The sequence below is a fragment of the Streptomyces sp. AMJ-169 genome (assembly GCF_055597585.1).
Map to the genome: position 1 here is coordinate 567,740 of NZ_JBVLTJ010000004.1, position 14,773 is coordinate 582,512.

Annotated in this window: 17 protein-coding genes; 8 read left to right on the top strand and 9 right to left on the bottom strand. The window is 72.2% G+C overall.

The features are described 5' to 3' along the window. Nucleotides 1-18: 18 nt before the first annotated feature. The 9 genes from ACYUD3_RS13090 to ACYUD3_RS13130 all read right to left on the bottom strand — a co-directional run bounded on the left by ACYUD3_RS13090 (nucleotide 19) and on the right by ACYUD3_RS13130 (nucleotide 6,809). Nucleotides 19-1,239 carry an LLM class flavin-dependent oxidoreductase gene (locus ACYUD3_RS13090; protein WP_470968339.1) on the bottom strand — a complete coding sequence of 407 codons (1,221 nt, stop codon included), beginning with the start codon at nucleotides 1,237-1,239 and terminating at the stop codon, nucleotides 19-21. A gap of 110 nt (nucleotides 1,240-1,349) precedes the next feature. Then, nucleotides 1,350-1,442, bottom strand: a complete 93-nt coding sequence (locus tag ACYUD3_RS13095; protein ID WP_470968341.1) for a putative leader peptide — start codon at nucleotides 1,440-1,442, stop codon at nucleotides 1,350-1,352. A 146-nt stretch (nucleotides 1,443-1,588) separates the two neighbouring features. Continuing rightward, complete coding sequence (locus ACYUD3_RS13100; RefSeq protein ID WP_470968344.1) at nucleotides 1,589-2,398, bottom strand: GNAT family N-acetyltransferase; 810 nt, start codon at nucleotides 2,396-2,398, stop codon at nucleotides 1,589-1,591. Nucleotides 2,399-2,409: 11 nt separating this feature from the next. Beyond that, nucleotides 2,410-3,429, bottom strand: a complete 1,020-nt coding sequence (locus ACYUD3_RS13105) for a transporter substrate-binding domain-containing protein (RefSeq protein WP_470968347.1) — start codon at nucleotides 3,427-3,429, stop codon at nucleotides 2,410-2,412. A 63-nt stretch (nucleotides 3,430-3,492) separates the two neighbouring features. Then, nucleotides 3,493-4,269: an amino acid ABC transporter ATP-binding protein gene (locus ACYUD3_RS13110; RefSeq protein ID WP_470968349.1), complete on the bottom strand. Its 777-nt coding sequence runs from the start codon at nucleotides 4,267-4,269 to the stop codon at nucleotides 3,493-3,495. Then, the gene (locus tag ACYUD3_RS13115) at nucleotides 4,266-5,243 is read right to left on the bottom strand and encodes an amino acid ABC transporter permease (RefSeq protein ID WP_470968351.1); all 978 of its coding nucleotides are present in this window, start codon (nucleotides 5,241-5,243) and stop codon (nucleotides 4,266-4,268) included. The genes ACYUD3_RS13110 and ACYUD3_RS13115 overlap by 4 nt, the downstream gene beginning before the upstream one ends. A gap of 205 nt (nucleotides 5,244-5,448) precedes the next feature. Continuing rightward, the gene (locus tag ACYUD3_RS13120) at nucleotides 5,449-5,598 is read right to left on the bottom strand and encodes a hypothetical protein (protein WP_470968353.1); all 150 of its coding nucleotides are present in this window, start codon (nucleotides 5,596-5,598) and stop codon (nucleotides 5,449-5,451) included. 118 nt (nucleotides 5,599-5,716) lie between these two features. Then, nucleotides 5,717-6,598: a glutathione S-transferase C-terminal domain-containing protein gene (locus ACYUD3_RS13125; RefSeq protein WP_470968355.1), complete on the bottom strand. Its 882-nt coding sequence runs from the start codon at nucleotides 6,596-6,598 to the stop codon at nucleotides 5,717-5,719. Nucleotides 6,599-6,704: 106 nt separating this feature from the next. Further along, nucleotides 6,705-6,809: a putative leader peptide gene (locus tag ACYUD3_RS13130; protein WP_470968357.1), complete on the bottom strand. Its 105-nt coding sequence runs from the start codon at nucleotides 6,807-6,809 to the stop codon at nucleotides 6,705-6,707. Nucleotides 6,810-7,040: 231 nt separating this feature from the next. On the opposite strand from ACYUD3_RS13130, the gene ACYUD3_RS13135 reads away from it, so the two are divergent. The 8 genes from ACYUD3_RS13135 (at nucleotide 7,041) to ACYUD3_RS13170 (ending at nucleotide 14,769) form a co-directional block, all read left to right on the top strand. Further along, nucleotides 7,041-7,997: a TetR/AcrR family transcriptional regulator gene (locus ACYUD3_RS13135; protein WP_470968360.1), complete on the top strand. Its 957-nt coding sequence runs from the start codon at nucleotides 7,041-7,043 to the stop codon at nucleotides 7,995-7,997. A gap of 416 nt (nucleotides 7,998-8,413) precedes the next feature. Then, nucleotides 8,414-9,631, top strand: a complete 1,218-nt coding sequence (locus tag ACYUD3_RS13140) for a sedoheptulose 7-phosphate cyclase (RefSeq protein ID WP_470968362.1) — start codon at nucleotides 8,414-8,416, stop codon at nucleotides 9,629-9,631. Beyond that, nucleotides 9,624-10,343 (top strand): cupin domain-containing protein, encoded by a 720-nt coding sequence (locus tag ACYUD3_RS13145; protein WP_470968365.1) that lies wholly within the window; start codon nucleotides 9,624-9,626, stop codon nucleotides 10,341-10,343. Before ACYUD3_RS13140 ends, ACYUD3_RS13145 begins: the two co-directional genes overlap by 8 nt. Nucleotides 10,344-10,377: 34 nt before the next feature. Beyond that, nucleotides 10,378-10,773: a hypothetical protein gene (locus ACYUD3_RS13150; RefSeq protein ID WP_470968367.1), complete on the top strand. Its 396-nt coding sequence runs from the start codon at nucleotides 10,378-10,380 to the stop codon at nucleotides 10,771-10,773. Continuing rightward, nucleotides 10,770-11,303 carry a VOC family protein gene (locus ACYUD3_RS13155; protein WP_470968370.1) on the top strand — a complete coding sequence of 178 codons (534 nt, stop codon included), beginning with the start codon at nucleotides 10,770-10,772 and terminating at the stop codon, nucleotides 11,301-11,303. Before ACYUD3_RS13150 ends, ACYUD3_RS13155 begins: the two co-directional genes overlap by 4 nt. Then, entirely contained in the window at nucleotides 11,300-12,829 is a 1,530-nt protein-coding gene (locus tag ACYUD3_RS13160; RefSeq protein WP_470968372.1) for an FAD-dependent oxidoreductase, read from the top strand. Before ACYUD3_RS13155 ends, ACYUD3_RS13160 begins: the two co-directional genes overlap by 4 nt. Before the next feature lie 17 nt (nucleotides 12,830-12,846). Beyond that, nucleotides 12,847-13,968 carry an NAD(P)-dependent alcohol dehydrogenase gene (locus ACYUD3_RS13165; RefSeq protein WP_470968375.1) on the top strand — a complete coding sequence of 374 codons (1,122 nt, stop codon included), beginning with the start codon at nucleotides 12,847-12,849 and terminating at the stop codon, nucleotides 13,966-13,968. 117 nt (nucleotides 13,969-14,085) lie between these two features. Further along, nucleotides 14,086-14,769: a response regulator gene (locus ACYUD3_RS13170; protein ID WP_470968377.1), complete on the top strand. Its 684-nt coding sequence runs from the start codon at nucleotides 14,086-14,088 to the stop codon at nucleotides 14,767-14,769. The last annotated feature ends 4 nt before the right edge of the window (nucleotides 14,770-14,773 follow it).

Below are 14,773 nucleotides of genomic sequence, written 5' to 3' on the forward strand. Positions count from 1 at the left end.
TCGGTCTCTTCCTCCCGCTCAGACTGCGGCGTATCGGTTGGCGGGGCGGGCCAGGCCCAGCAGCCCGCGCAGGGTGTCGGCCTCGTAGGCCTCGCGGAAGGCGCCGCGCCGCTGGAGCTCGGGGACCAGGCCCCGCGTGATCTTCGGCAGGTCGTGTCCGGTGACCGCGGGGCGCAGCCGGAACCCGGTCAGCCCCGTCTCCTGGAACTCCTGGAGCAGATCGGCCAGTTGAGCGGGGCTGCCGGCGAAGATCCGCGCGTCACCGGTGTACGGCTGTCCCGCCAGCTCGTCCAGCCGCGCCCGGCGGGCCTCGGCCTCGGCGGGGTCGTCGTCGAGGAAGACGACCAGGTCGGCGAAGACGTGCACCGACTCGGCGGCCCGGCCCACTGCCTCCTGCTCCGCGCGTATCTCCGCGACGATCGCGCGGGCCTGCGCGGTGTCGTGCGGGGTGACGAAGCCCAGGTCGGCCTGGCGGGCGATCAGCCGGTAGGGCACCGGCGCGTGGCCGAGGGCGGCGATCACCGGCTGGCCCTGGGGCGGGCGCGGGGTGATGGAGGGGCCCTTGACGCTGAAGCGGGCGCCCTCGAAGTCGATGTAGTGCAGCTTGTCCCGGTCGACGAAGCGGCCCGTCGCCGCGTCCCGGATCTCCGCGTCGTCCTCCCAGCTGTCCCAGAGCCGGCGGACGGCCTCCGCGTAGTCGGCGGCCTCGTCGAACAGTTCCGCCAGCAGCGCGCGGGTGGCGGGCGCCTCGCTGTCGTAGACGTCGACGCGGGGGATCGTACGGCGGCCGAAGTGGGCGGCGTCGGCCGGGCGGGCGGAGACCTGGAGGCGCAGGCCCGCGCGGCCGGTGCTGACGTAGTCCAGGGTGGCGATCGCCTTGGAGACGTGGAAGGGCTCGGTGTGCGTGGTGTTCGCGGTCGGGACCAGGCCGATGTGCCGGGTGAGGGGGGCGATGCGGGAGGCGATCAGGACCGCGTCGAGCCTGCCGCGGACCTGGTCCGTGCGGTCGTCGGGGTCCAGCGGGTGGGCGGACTGGGGGCCCAGGCCGTCCTCGATGGTCACGAGGTCCAGCAGGCCGCGCTCGGCCTCGGTGACCTGGTCGGCCCAGTATCCGGCGGTGAACAGGTCGCGGGGGCGGGCGACTTGCTCGCGCCAGGAGGCGGGGTGCCAGCCGGTGCCGTCGAGGGCGACGGCGAGATGGAGCCGGGGGGAGGAGGGGGAAGGAGAGGTCGAGGACACGTCGCGTGTGCCTTCCTGGAGGTCCGTACGAGATCACCGGCCCCGGCGCGGGCGGGGACGGCGGAGGTGCGGCGAAGCTTGCGGCGGGCAGGCCGGAGGCGAGCAGGCGGTCAGGCGCTACAGAGCGCGCCGGCCACGCGTACGAGGTCGATGTGGGGCCGGGAGTAGAGGTGCACGGCGTGGCATATACGTATCTCGGTCATCGCCGTCCCCCTTTCTCTCTCGCGCTTCCGCTTCGCTGTGTGCGGCCCGTTCGTGGCTCTTGCCTGTCACAACGGGCCGCCCCCGTCCTGTGTTCCCGATCCGGCGGAAATTCCCGAACTTTTGTGCGAAATCGATTCTGCGCCGGTCACGCGGGCCCCCGGCCGGTCACTCGGCCCCCCGCTCCCGCGAGCCCCGCCGGAGTGCGCAGCTCCGCGATCCGGTTGGTGCGCCGCAGCGTGAACCCGATCGACTCGTACAGCCGGATCGCGTCGGCGTTGTCGGCGGCGGCGTGCAGGAAAGGGGTGTCACCGCGCTCCCGGATTCCGGCGGCGACGGCGCGGATCAGCCGGGTCGCGAGCCCCCTCCCCCGGTACGCGGGGTCGGTGCAGACGGCGCTGATCTCCGTCCAGCCGCGCAGCCGCAGCCGCTCCCCGGCGAGCGCGATCAGCCGCCCTTCCTCGCGCAGGCCGAGGTAGGCGCCCATGAGAATGGTCCGCCGGAGGTAGGGGCCGGGCTTGGTGCGGGCGATCAGGCCGAGGATCTCGGGTACGTCCGCCGGGCCGAGGACGACCGCCTCGGGGTCGGGCTCGGCCCGCAGCGAGGTGTCGACGAGCTGGACGCCGTACCCCTCCCGGATCAGCTCCCATCCGTCTGGTACGGCGTCAGCAGGCTTGATCCGTACGGGAGTTGAAGGGCCGACGAGGCGGTGCAGGTCGGTCCAGGCGGCCGGGTCCGCGGGGTCGGCGAGGGCGGCGAAGGCGTACATGTCGGCCGGGTAGCGGGCGGCGGCGCCGAGGCGTTCGGCGAAGGGTGCGTGGGGGCCGTCGAGGGCGGACCAGACGGCGTTGTCGAGGGGGTGCGGTCCGGTGGCCGCGGGGGCTCCGCCTCCGCGGAGGTCGCTCGCGTGGGTCACGGAGGCGGAGTCCTTTCCGAACAGGGTTCTGGACAGCGGCATGTGACGGTCGATCAGGTATTGCTGAGCGGCAGTCCGGGCGGGTTGATCTCGGACTTGGTGACGGCCTCGTTCTCCAGGTTCCAGGTCTTCAGCCACTGGGCGTACTGGCCGTGCTCGATCAGGTAGTTGAGGGCATCGGCGAGCGGTTTGACGAGGCCGTTGTCCTTCTTGGTGGTCGCCGCGATCAGCCCCTGAAGGGTCTCGCCCGCTCCGGAGTAGGTGCCCGCGATGGCCGTCGGCGCAGGGGAGTTGGCGGTCTGCGTGACGTGGTACGACAGGCTGGGGTTCGGGCCCAGGTAGGCGTCGATCTTCCCGCTGTTGAGGGCGAGGTAGGTGCTGTTGCTGTCCTGGAAGTACTTGATGGCGAGGTTCTTGCCCTGGGCCTGGAGCTTCTTCTGCCATTCGAGGAGCAGGCGTTCCTGGTTGGTGCCGGCCCCGACGGAGAATGTCCTGCCGGCGAGGCTCTCGTAACTGCCGTCGAACTTCCAGGAGTTGGACTTCAGCTTCTCGAAGCCGAGGTTGTCCTCGCGGTAGGAGGCGAAGTCGTACTTCTGCTTGCGCTCCTCGGTGTCGGTGACGTTGGACAGGCCGACGTCGACCTTTCCGCTGTCGATGCCGACGAAGAGGTTCTCCCAAGTGAAGCGCTTGGTCTCGGACTTGAGGCCGAGGACGGCTGCGATGAGGCGGGCCAGGTCGGGTTCGACGCCGGTGAGGGTCTTCTGGTCGCTGCCGACGTAGCCGAGCGGCGCGGAGCCGGAGGGCAGGGAGCCGGAGCCGATGACGAGGGTGCCGCGTTTGCGGATCGCCTCGGGGAGTTCGGCGCTGATCGACTTCACCTCGGAGACCTTGACGGTTGTCTCCTTGGCGGCGCCGTTGGAGAACCGGCCGATCGTGACCTGTCCTGCCGTGTCGCCGCCGGTCGCGGCCTCGCTGTCCCCGCCGCAGGCGGCGAGCCCACCGGCGAGGGTGGCGACGGCAGTTGCCGCGGTGATGCCTCGGATCAGGGCACGTCGGGAGAGGGGCGCGGGCATGGCTGTTCCTTAGGAGAGAAGGGTGACTTGGGAGCGGGGGGGTGGCTTCGAAAAGGGTTTGTCTCAGAGCACCTTGGCCAGGAACTCCCGGGTCCGTTCGTGCTGCGGCTTGTCCAACACCTGTTGCGGCGGCCCTTGTTCGACGATCCGTCCGGCGTCGAGGAAGACGACCCGGTCGGCGACCTCACGGGCGAACCCGATCTCGTGCGTGACGATGAGCAGCGTCGTCCCGCTGGTCGCCAAGTCCTTGATGACGGACAGGACTTCGCCGACCAGTTCGGGGTCGAGGGCCGAGGTCGGCTCGTCGAAGAGGATGACGCCGGGGCGCAGCGCGAGGGCGCGGGCGATGGCGACGCGCTGCTGCTGGCCGCCGGAGAGCTGGCGGGGGTAGGCGTCGGCCTTGTCCAACAGGCCTACGCGGTCGAGGAGTTCACGGGCGAGTTCGTGGGCGGCCGGTTTGGGCAGCCGCTTCGTGGCGACGGGTGCGGCGGCGATGTTGCCGAGGACGGTGAGGTGCGGGAAGAGGTTGAAGTTCTGGAAGACGAACCCGATCCTGCCGCGCTGGGTGAGGATGTGCCGCTCGCTCAACTCCCGCAGCCGGTCGCCGTGTTGACGTACGCCGATGAGTTCGCCGCCGACGCTGACGTAGCCGCGCTCGGGCTTCTCCAGGTGGTTGATGACGCGCAGCAGCGTGGACTTGCCGGAGCCGGAGGGGCCGAGGAGGACGGTGACCTCGCCGGGGCGGACGGTCAGGTCGATGCCGTCGAGGACGCGGTGCCCGCCGAACCACTTGTGCACGTCGCGCAGTTCGACGGCGGCGGGCGCGGTCGCGGTGCTCATACGGCGGTCTCCTTGCGCAGGCGCTCCTTGAACTGCCGCACGGAGGAGCGCAGTTGCTGGAGCGGGGTGGGCGGCAGGGTGCGGGTGGCACCGCGGGCGTAGTGGCGTTCGACGTAGAACTGCGCGACGGAGACGAGGCTGGTGAGGATGAGGTACCAGACGGTGACGACGAGCAGGAGGGGCACGATGTCGCCGGGGTAGGTGGAGCCCATCGTCTGGGCGGCTCCGAAGAGGTCGAGGAGGGAGACGTAGAAGACCAGCGAGGTGCCTTTGACCAGGCCGATCAGCTGGTTGACGTAGTTGGGCACGATCGAGCGCAGGGCCTGCGGGAAGACGATGCGGCGGAACTGGTAGGAGCGCGGCAGCCCGAGCGCGGCGGCGGCCTCGTGCTGGCCCTGGTCGACGGAGAGGATGCCGCCGCGCACGACCTCGGCGGCGTACGCGGCTTCATGGAGGCTGAGGCCGATGACGGCGATGACCATGTCGGTGGCCAGCCGCGACTCGTCGAAGGTGAAGAAGGCCGGCCCGAAGGGGACGCCGAGGCTCAACGTCTTGTACAGGGCACTGAAGTTGTAGAGGAAGAGCAGGACGACGATCAGCGGGACCGAGCGGAAGGCCCAGATGTAGACCCAGCTCACCGCGCGCAGCACCGGACTCCTCGACTGCCGGGCGAGGGCGAGAAGTACGCCGCCGAGGAGGCCCAACACGGCGCTGTAGGCGGTGACTTCAAGGGTGATCAGCAGGCCGTCGAGGATCGCGGGGCGCAGGAACCAGTAGCCGAAGCGGTCCCATTGGTAGAAGGGGTTGGTGGCGAGGCCGTGGACGAACTGGGCGGCCAGCACCAGGACGACGGCAGTGGCGATCCAGCGCCAGGGGTGGCGCAGTGGCTGAACTCGCTGCGTGGCGAGGCTTTTTGAGGGACTGTCAGCGGGAGGTGCCGTGGCGAGGGACACGGCTCCGGGGGATTCGCTCATGAGGGGCTCCGGCGGGAGACGAAGGACCCCGGGTCACGGTCGGCGCACCTCACGAGGAGACGTGGCGGCTGTGTACGACGAAGGCCGGGGCAGGGGGCGGCGGCGGTCCGCGGTGGCGCTGCCGACGGGGCTCGGGCTCAAAAGCCCTTCAGGGCCGAGGACTTGAGGTCGGCCCTCGGCGAAGTGAGCCCTTCGAGGCTTGGGTTCAGCCCTGGCAGCGGGCGCGGCCCGGTGCGGTACACAGTGCGCTGTTCACGCGCAGGAGATCGACGGCGCGGTCGGCGACGAGGCGGTTCGAGCGCGGCCGTACGCAGCCCTGGGGGCGGCGGGACGCCGTCCGGGAGGCTGCGTACATGGTGTCCTCTGCTTCGCTCGCGCGTCGGGAAGTTCGCTGGGGCCGAGTGGCCCTTCTGGGCGGCAAGTAATCCAGCTGTCCCGCCGGTTGTCAACGGGCGTCCGGCTGGCGGACCGGATCAGACCTGGTGGAACCGGTTTCCGTCCGAGATGTGCGCCGCCCAGTCCAGGATCTGGACGGCGGAGCCGGCCGCCTCCAGGCCCTGGCAGCGGGCGCGGTGCCGGCGTTCGACGCCGTCGAGGTCGAGGTGGGCGCCGAACGCGGGGCGGGAGGCGAGCCGGCGGGCGTAGGCCCACAACGCGTCGTGGTCGGCGACCTGTTGGACGGCGGCGGCGTCGAGGTGATGGCGGTGGACGGTGTCGAGCTGGACCAGGGTGACCCACAACTCGACGTCGGCGGCCGTGATCTGATCGCCCATCAGACAGGGTGCGCCGCTGAGGCGTTCGTCGAGCGAGCCGAGCCCTTCGAGGAGTGTGCCGAGCGCGGCGGCGCGTTCCTCGTCGGTCGCGGCGGCGCTCCCGGCCTGCTGGGCGGCCTCCTCGATGCGCGCGCACAGCCGCTCGACGGCCTCGATGCCGCTCTCGCCGCCGCAGGGGTACAGCGAGGGCAGGCCGCCGCCGAACCGCCGGGCGAGGTCGCGGGCGATGTCCGGGCCGTGGGTCGAGACGATCCGGCCGGACCAGTCGTCGCTGAGGACCGGCGCGAGGGCCGGGCCCCGGTAGCGGTGCGCGCTCGCGTCGTACAGCGGGCGCAGTGCCAAGTGGCCGCCGTCGGGACAGTCGGGGACGGCGGGCAGGAAGGTGACCGGACACGCCGCGTCGAGCCGCAGCAGGCTGTGCACGACGGCGATGCGCAGTCCGTCGGGGTCGGCGGTGGACAGGTGCAGCCGGTAGCGGCCCGGCACGGCGTAGTGGCCGCTGCGCGCGTCGCGTCCGATCCGGCCCCGGAAGGCGGGCGCCGGGCGTTCGGAGAAGTGGGCGGCCAGTGGTGTGACGGACATGAGTCTCCCCGGGAGTCGGACGTGGCGGCGAAAGGGGGGCGCGCGGAGGCGAAAAGGGGCGCGGAGGCCGAGAGGGGGCGCGGGGAACAGGGGGGCGCGGGCCGGTTCAGCCCTGTGCGCTGCACACGCGCAGCAGGTCGATGTGGCGGCGGGAGGTGAGAAGGGGCGACGACCAGTCCGCTCGACCGGTGACCGGCTCCAGGCGCCCCATGATTCCCTACCTGTTCACTAGGATTCCCCGCTTGAGTGTCGATCGGGGCAGGGGGGACGTCAAGGGGGCGTCCAAGGGGTGAATAGGGGTGCTCCCTGAGAAACGCCTCCGGGAAACCCCTGAGAGAATCGGATTCTCCATTCACCAGTACCTCACTCTCCTTTATGGGGCAGCCGAATTCGGTAGGGGGAACGGCCTCGCTTTTCACTGGCGTGGAGTAGCGTTCTCCCCATGAGTGCCGTCCCCGTAGAACCGGTCGAGACCCCTGAGCCCGCCTGGCGGCAGCGCGCCGTCGAGCGATCGACGCGGGCCGCGAAGCTCCGGGCGGAGCAGCGTGTGCAGCGATTCCTGGACGCCGCCCAGGAGTTGATCGCCGACAAGGGCACCACCGACTTCACCGTGCAGGAAGTCGTGGAGCGTTCACGGCAGTCGCTGCGCAGCTTCTATCAACACTTCGACGGCAAGCACGAGTTGCTGCTCGCCCTCTTCGAGGACGCCCTGTCGAGGTCGGCGGCCGAGATCCGTACGGCCGCGGCGGGCGGCGCGGGTCCGCTGGAGAAGCTGCGGATCGCCGTCGACCTGCTGTACCACTCGTCGGAGCCGAAGCCGGGCGCGCAGTCGCCGCTGTTCACGGACTTCGCGATCCAGCTCCTCGTCACCCACCCCGACCAGGTCGCGACCGCGCACCTGCCGCTGCTCGGGTTCTTCGCCGAGCTGGTCGAGGAGGCCGTCGCCGCAGGTCAGGCGGTTGCGCCCCGGCCGCGTCGAGTGGCGTCGCTCATCATGCAGACCGCCATGTTCACGGCCCGCGCCCCCGCCGCCCCGGTCGGCGCCGCGCCCTCGCCGATCTCGGCGGAGGATGTGTGGGCGTTCTGCCTCGGCGGGCTGACGGGCGGGGCGGGGGCGTCGACCGCACCCTCAGCGGCTGCCGCAACTCCGGCAGCCGCCGCGACTCCGGTGCCTGCCGCAACCCCGGCAGCCGCCACGACTCCGGCGCCCGCCGCAACCCCGACAGCTGCCTCAACTCCGGTGCCCGCCAAGGCCTCGACGGCCACCGCGACCCCGGCGACCGAGGAACCCCCGGCCGCGACCGCCGCCCCCGCGAAGAAGCCGGCCGCCAAGAAGACCCCGGCCAAGTCGACCGCCCGCAAGGGGACTTCAGGACGGGCACCGAGCAAGTCGGCGTGACCGACCGGGTCGTGCAGATCGGCGTGACCGACGGCATCGTACGGAAGGGCCCTCGCGGGCGGTGATTCGCGGGGGCCCTCCGTGTAGGCCGCCGCACTCCTTGAGGGGCCCTCCGCTGTGAGCCGCCATGTCCCCTCCTGAGGGCCCCCTTTGTAAGCCGCCGCGCCCTGAAGCCCCCGCAGCTCCCTGAGCCCCCCTAGGGGACACCCCGCCACCCCCGCGAACCCGGCGCGAGCCCCGCGCCCGCCCCCTACGGGACTCCCCCAGGACCCCCGCCCCCTCCCCCACTCCCCACGTTGGGCCCCTAAGAGGGCCGGCGCCTCAAGACCCCGGGACATCGGGCGGCGCACCTTGAAGAGGCGAGATTCCGGAAGAACCGCTTCCGGGACGGCGCTCCTCGAAGGCAGTGGCTCACCATGACGCGCTCCCCCTCCCCGGCCCCCGTCATCCACGGGCTGACCCACACCGAAGGCCCCGGGCCGGCGCGCAGCTGGACGGTGTCCACCGCCAAGCCCGTCAGCTACCGGGTCCGCCTCGTCCCGGGCGTCCTGGACCCCCGCAACCCGGCGCTCGCCCACGCCGGCCGCACCGAACCCGGGCCGCCCGCCCGGCGGCTGCTGGTCGTCGAGGAGCACGTCGACCTGCTGTACGGCGCCGCTCTGCGCGCCTACTGCGAGTCGGCCGGGCACACGGCGTACACGGTCCATGTGCTGCCCGCGCACGAGCAGTTGAAGACGATGGAGTCGGTGTGCTCCGTGGTCGACGCGATGGACCGGTTCGGTCTCGACCGGCGGCGCGAACCCGTAGTCGCCGTCGGGGGCGGGGTGTTGATGGACGTCGTCGGGCTCGCGTGCAGCCTGTACCGGCGCAGCACTCCGTACATACGGGTGCCGACCACACTGATCGGCCTTGTCGACGCGGGAGTTGGGGCCAAGACCGGGGTCAACTTCGGCGGCGGCAAGAACCGGCTCGGGACGTACCATCCGGCCGTCGAGACGCTGCTGGACCCGGCGTTCCTGGCCACCCTCGGGCGGCGGCACATCGGCAACGGGCTCGCGGAGATCCTGAAGATCGCGCTGGTCAAGGACCGCGACCTGTTCGACCTTCTGGAGAGCAGCGGCGCGCGGCTGCTTCAGTCCCGCTTCCAGGCGGACGGACCGCTGCGCGCGACCGCCGAGCACGTCCTCGCGCGCGCCGTGCACGGCATGCTGGAGGAGCTGCACGACAACCTGTGGGAGCACCGGCTCGAACGGGTCGTCGACTACGGCCACTCCTTCAGCCCGACGCTGGAGATGCGCGCGCTGCCCGCCCTGCTGCACGGCGAGGCGGTCAACCTCGACATGGCGCTCACGACGCTGATCGCGCGCGGGCGCGGACTTATGACGGACCGTCAGTGCGCGCGCGTGCTGAACACGATGCGCGCGCTGCGGCTGCCGGTCCACCACCCCTTGCTGGAGCCGGAGTTGCTCCGCGAGGCGCTCGCGGACACCGTCCGCCACCGCGACGGAAAACAGCGGCTGCCGCTGCCCGTCGGGATCGGGGACGCGGTGTTCGTGAATGACCTGACAGAGCGTGAGATAGCGAGCGCCGCACAGAAGTTGGCGCGGACCGAGGAGGTGAGCGGGTATGCGTGACGCGCTGATCGTGGCCGATGTGCACGCCCCCGCCGAGGTGCACGGCGTGCACGACTCCGACGGACTCTCCCGCTGGGCGTGCCTGGCGCGGCGGACCGGACTGCTCGGCGGCTGGGAGGCCGTCGAGTGGGCCTGGCTGCCGCCGGGCGGGCTCAGCGGGGAGCATCTGCACTCCCGTACCGAGGAGTTGTACTTCCTGCTGCGCGGGCGCGGCGAGATCCGGCTGGACGGCGTGGCGTACGCCGTGCGGCGCGGCGACGCCGTGCTGACCGGGCTCGGTTCCCGGCACTCGCTGCGCAACACCGGGCGCCGGCCGCTGAGTTGGCTGGTCGTCGAACTGCCCGTCCGCTTCCCCCGGCCCCGCCGGGAAGACGAGGAGACCATCATGAACGCCACCAGTACGGTCGTACGCGATCTGCGCGCCCATGGGCCGCTGGACGCCTCCGTTGTCCTCACCGGGCCGCTGCGCACGATCCATGTGCAGGACCTTCCGCCGCACGCGGGCGTCGAGTTCGTGGCGCGGGGCACCGAGCACACCGTGTTCGTGCTGAGCGGCACCGGCGCCGCCCGCACCGCCGACCGCGAGGTCCCGCTGGCCTCGGGCACCGCGCTGACGCTGCCGCTGGGCGGGTCGGTGCGGCTGTGGGCCGGGGACGGCGGGCTCGAGTTCTTCCACGCGGTGCTGGACGTGCCGCGCCCGGAAGAGAGCTGACCGTGAATCCGCCTCGCACGAAAGGAACTTGGCCGTGATCGTCCACAACGGCCCTGCCGTGGCAGCCCTGTTCGGGCCGGACGGCGAGGAGGCAGCCGTCCGCTGTCTGGCCCGGCGGGGCATGCTGCACAGCGAGTGCGAGGCGTTCGACGAGGTCGAACTCGCCCCGGGCACCCGCTGGGAGCCGTACGGCCGGGGCGGTGCCGAGGCGGTCTGGTACGTGCGGGCCGGCACGGTCCGCGCCGACCACCGCCCGGTGCCGCTGACGGCCGGCGCCCTGGTCCTCGCCCCGCAGGCCGCCCGCACCACCCTGACGGCGGGCCGCCTCGGCGCCCGGCTGCTCTGCCTGACCGTCGGCCAGGCGGCCGTGACCGGCGCCCTGCCCCCGCGAACTCCCAGTATCCGCAAGCAACTTGAGGAGGAGCCATGATGACGGTCCCCGGCGTGAGCGCCGTCCACCATGTCGCGTACACCGTCCCCGACCTCGACCAGGCGGTGACCTTCTTCACCGAGGCGCTGGGCGCCCAACTGGCCTACCGCACCGGCCCCATCGAGGACTCCATGGGTCTGTGGATGCTGTGTCAGCTGGGAGTTCACCGTGACGCGGTGGCCCATATCGCGATGCTGCGCCTGGGCCCGGTCACCAACGTCGAGCTGTTCGAGTACACCTCCCCCGACCAGCGCCGCGTCTACCCCCGCAACAGCGACTGGGGCGGCCATCATCTGGCCCTGGCGACACAGGATTTGGAGTCGTCCTTGGCCCATCTCACCTCGTTCGACAGGGTGGTTGCCCTGGGCGAACCGCAGAAGGTCACCGAGGGCCCGATAGCGGGCGTCCGCTTCATCTACGTCCGCACCCCCTTCGGCTTCCACCTCGAACTCTGCGAACTCCCCGAGGACCTCCCCTTCCACACCGAGACTGAAGTCCGCCTCTACGACCCGGCAAGGCCCGTGTCATGAACGGCATTTGGGGCCGCGGCTCCCCTCCGGTGATCCGCGAGGAACGCGAGGCGTACGACGCCGACGTGCTCGTCGTCGGCTCGGGCGCCGGAGGTGCCACGACCGCGTGGGCGCTGGCGTCGACCGGCGCGCGCGTACTCGTCGTGGAACGCGGCGACTTCCTGCCCCGCGAGCCTCAAAACCGTTCCCCCGAGGCGGTGTTCGTGCAGGGCCGCTACCACAACACGGGCGTCTGGCACACGGACACCGGCCGCCCCTTCACCTCCGGCGGCTTCTACGGCGTCGGCGGCACCACCAAGGTGTACGGGGCCGCCCTGCCCCGGCTGCGCGCGAGCGACTTCCACACGGTCGAGCACCTCCAAGGGACCTCGCCCGCCTGGCCGTTCACGTACGCCGACCTGGAGCCGTACTACGCGGAGGCCGAGCGGCTGTACCGGGTGCACGGCGCCGGCGGCGATCCGACGGCGCCGCCGCGCTCGACGCCGTTCCCGTGGCCGGCGGTGCCGCACGAGCCGGTGATCGGGGAGCTGGCGGGGCGGCTCGCGGGGCAGGGGCTGCGGCCGTTCCCGCTGGAGCTGGGGATCGACCTGGCGCCGCGCGGGGCCTGCGAGCGGTGCGGGACGTGCGACGCGTACCCGTGCCGGGTGGGCGCGAAGAGCGACGCCGAAACCCGCGCCCTGCGCCCGGCGTTGCGCACCCCGTCGGTCCGGCTACTCACCCGCACCCGGGTGACGCGGCTGCGCACCGACGGCCGCCGGATCACCTCGCTGGACGCGGTCCGTGACGGCCGTGCGGTCCGACTGCGGGCGGGGACGGTGGTGTTGTCGTGCGGGGCGGTCAACTCGGCGCTGTTGCTGCTGCGTTCGGGCGGCCTCGGCAACGGCAGCGGGCTGGTCGGGCGCAATCTGATGCTGCACAACAACTCGGTCCTGATGGCCGTGGACCCGCGCCGCCGCAACCCGGCCGTCTTCCAGAAGACGCTGGCCGTCAACGACTTCTACCTCCCCGAGGCCGACCGCCCGCCGCTCGGCACCCTCCAGCTGATGGGCAAGGTGTACGGTCCGACGCTGGCTGCCTCCCAACCCCGGCTGCCCCGGCGGCTGTTGGGCGCGCTCGCCGCGCGGAGCGTGGACTGGTGGGTGATGTCGGAGGACCTGCCCGACCCGGAGAACCAGGTGCTGCCGGGCGCCGGGGACGACGGCGTGACCGTACGCTGGCGGCCCACCAACACCGGCGCCCATCGTCAACTGGTGCGCGAGGCACGGCGGATGATGCGGCGGGCCGGGTATCCGCTGGTGTTCGCACGGCAGTTGGGCGTCGAGGCGACCGGACACCAGTGCGGCACGACCGTCGCCGGGGACGATCCGGCGGTCTCGGTGCTCGATCCGTACTGCCGCAGCCACGAGGTGGCCAACCTGTTCGTCGTCGACGGCGGTTTCTTCCCGTCGTCGGCCGCCGTGAACCCGACGCTGACCATCGCCGCGCAGGCCCTGCGGGTCGTGCGCGAGGGCGGCGTACTGCCCTGATCCGTAAGGGAGTTGTCATGTGGGATGCCGTCGCGGCCGTCGTCCGTGAGCGTGGGGCGCCGTTCGTTCTCGAAGAGATCCGGGTGGCTGATCCGCGCGCGGGCGAGGTGCTGGTGCGGGTGCGGGCCGCCGGGGTCTGCCACACCGATCTGAGCGTGCGGGCGGGGCGTACGCCGTTCCCGGTGCCCGCGGTGCTCGGGCACGAGGGCATGGGGGTCGTCGAGGCGGTCGGGGCGGGCGTCGAGTCGGTCGTACCCGGTGATCCTGTGCTCATCAGCTTCGCCTCCTGCGGGCGCTGCGCGGCGTGTCTGGGCGGGCGGCCGGTGCGGTGCGCGCACTGGCCGGCGCTGAACCTGTTCGGCGGGAGCCGGCTGGACGGCAGCGCGACCGTGTCCGGGACGGGGGCGTACGCCGGAGCGCCGCTGCACGGGCACTTCTTCGGCCAGTCGTCGTTCGCGACGCTCGCGCTCACCGGGGAGCGCAATGTCGTACGGGTGCCTGCGGGGCTGCCGCCTGAGGTGCTGGCGCCGCTGGCGTGCGGGGTGCAGACGGGGGCGGGGGCGGTGCTGAACGTGCTGCGGCCCGAGGCGGGGCACACCCTCGCGGTGTACGGGACGGGGTCGGTGGGACTCGCGGCGGTGATGGCGGCGCGGCTGACGGCGGCGACGCGGGTGATCGCCGTCGACCCCGATCCGCGCCGGCTGGCGCTGGCGCTGCGGCTGGGGGCGACGGACGCGGTGAACCCGGACGAGGACGACGCCCTGGCCGCCGTACGGGAGCTGACGGGCGGGCGGGGGGCCGAGCGGGCGCTGGAGACGAGCGGGGTGCCCCGGGTGCTGCGGGCGGCCGTGGACGGGCTGGCGGTGGGCGGGATGTGCGGGGTGGTGGGGGCGCCGGCGGCGGGGACCGAGGTGGCGTTCGACGTGCCGGCGATGCTGGACCGGGGGCCTCGGGTGGTGGGGGTGAATCAGGGGGAGGTGGTGCCGTCCGTGTTCGTGCCGGCGCTGGTGGAGCTGTACCGGGCGGGTCGGCTGCCGGTGGACGCGATCGTCTCGGTGTTCCCGTTCGAGAGGGTGGAGGAGGCGGCGGGGGCGGCGGTGCGGGGGGAGGTCGTGAAGCCTGTGCTGGTGATGCCGTGAGGGGCGAGGGCTGTTGTGAGGGGCGGGTGACCGGGCGGTCGGCTTGGAAAGTTCGGGCATTTTGTGCGACTTGGCGGAAAATATGCCGACGGCACTCCGGAGGATTACGTTCTAGGGGTGAACGAGGATGCGGGGTCGCCCGTGGACCGGTCCGTGCTGCGGGCGCTCGTCGTGGAGGACCATCCGCTGTTCCGCAGCGGACTGAAGTCGGCGCTGGAGAGTCTCGGCGAGGTGCTCGTCGTGGCGGAGGCGGAGACGGTCGCCGAGGTGCCGGGTGCGGTGGCCGCGGGCGCCCCCGATGTGGTCATCATGGATCTGGGGCTGCCCGACGGATCGGGGATCTCCGCGATCCGCGCGCTGGCCGAGGAGCATCCGGGGCTGCCGGTGCTGACCTTGACCATGTCCGACGACGAGGGCGATCTGCTGGCCGCGCTCCAGGCCGGGGCGCGCGGCTACATCGTCAAGGGCGCCGCCGCCGAGGAGGTCCTGCACGCGGTGCGGACCGTCGCGGCGGGCGGCGCCGTGTTCGGCACCGGGGTCGCCGCGCGGCTGACCGCGCTGGTCTCCGGCAGTCTGCGGCGCGACGCCGAGCAGCTGTTCCCGGCGCTGACCACGCGGGAGTGCGAGGTGCTCGGGCTGATCGCGCGCGGCCTCGACAACCGGCGGATCGCGCGGGAGTTGGTGCTGTCGGAGAAGACGGTCCGCAATCACGTCACCCACATCTTCGAGAAGCTGCACGTCGCGAGCCGGGCCGAGGCGGTCGCGCGGGCGCGGGACGCGGGGCTCGGCGGAGGTTTGTGAGCCG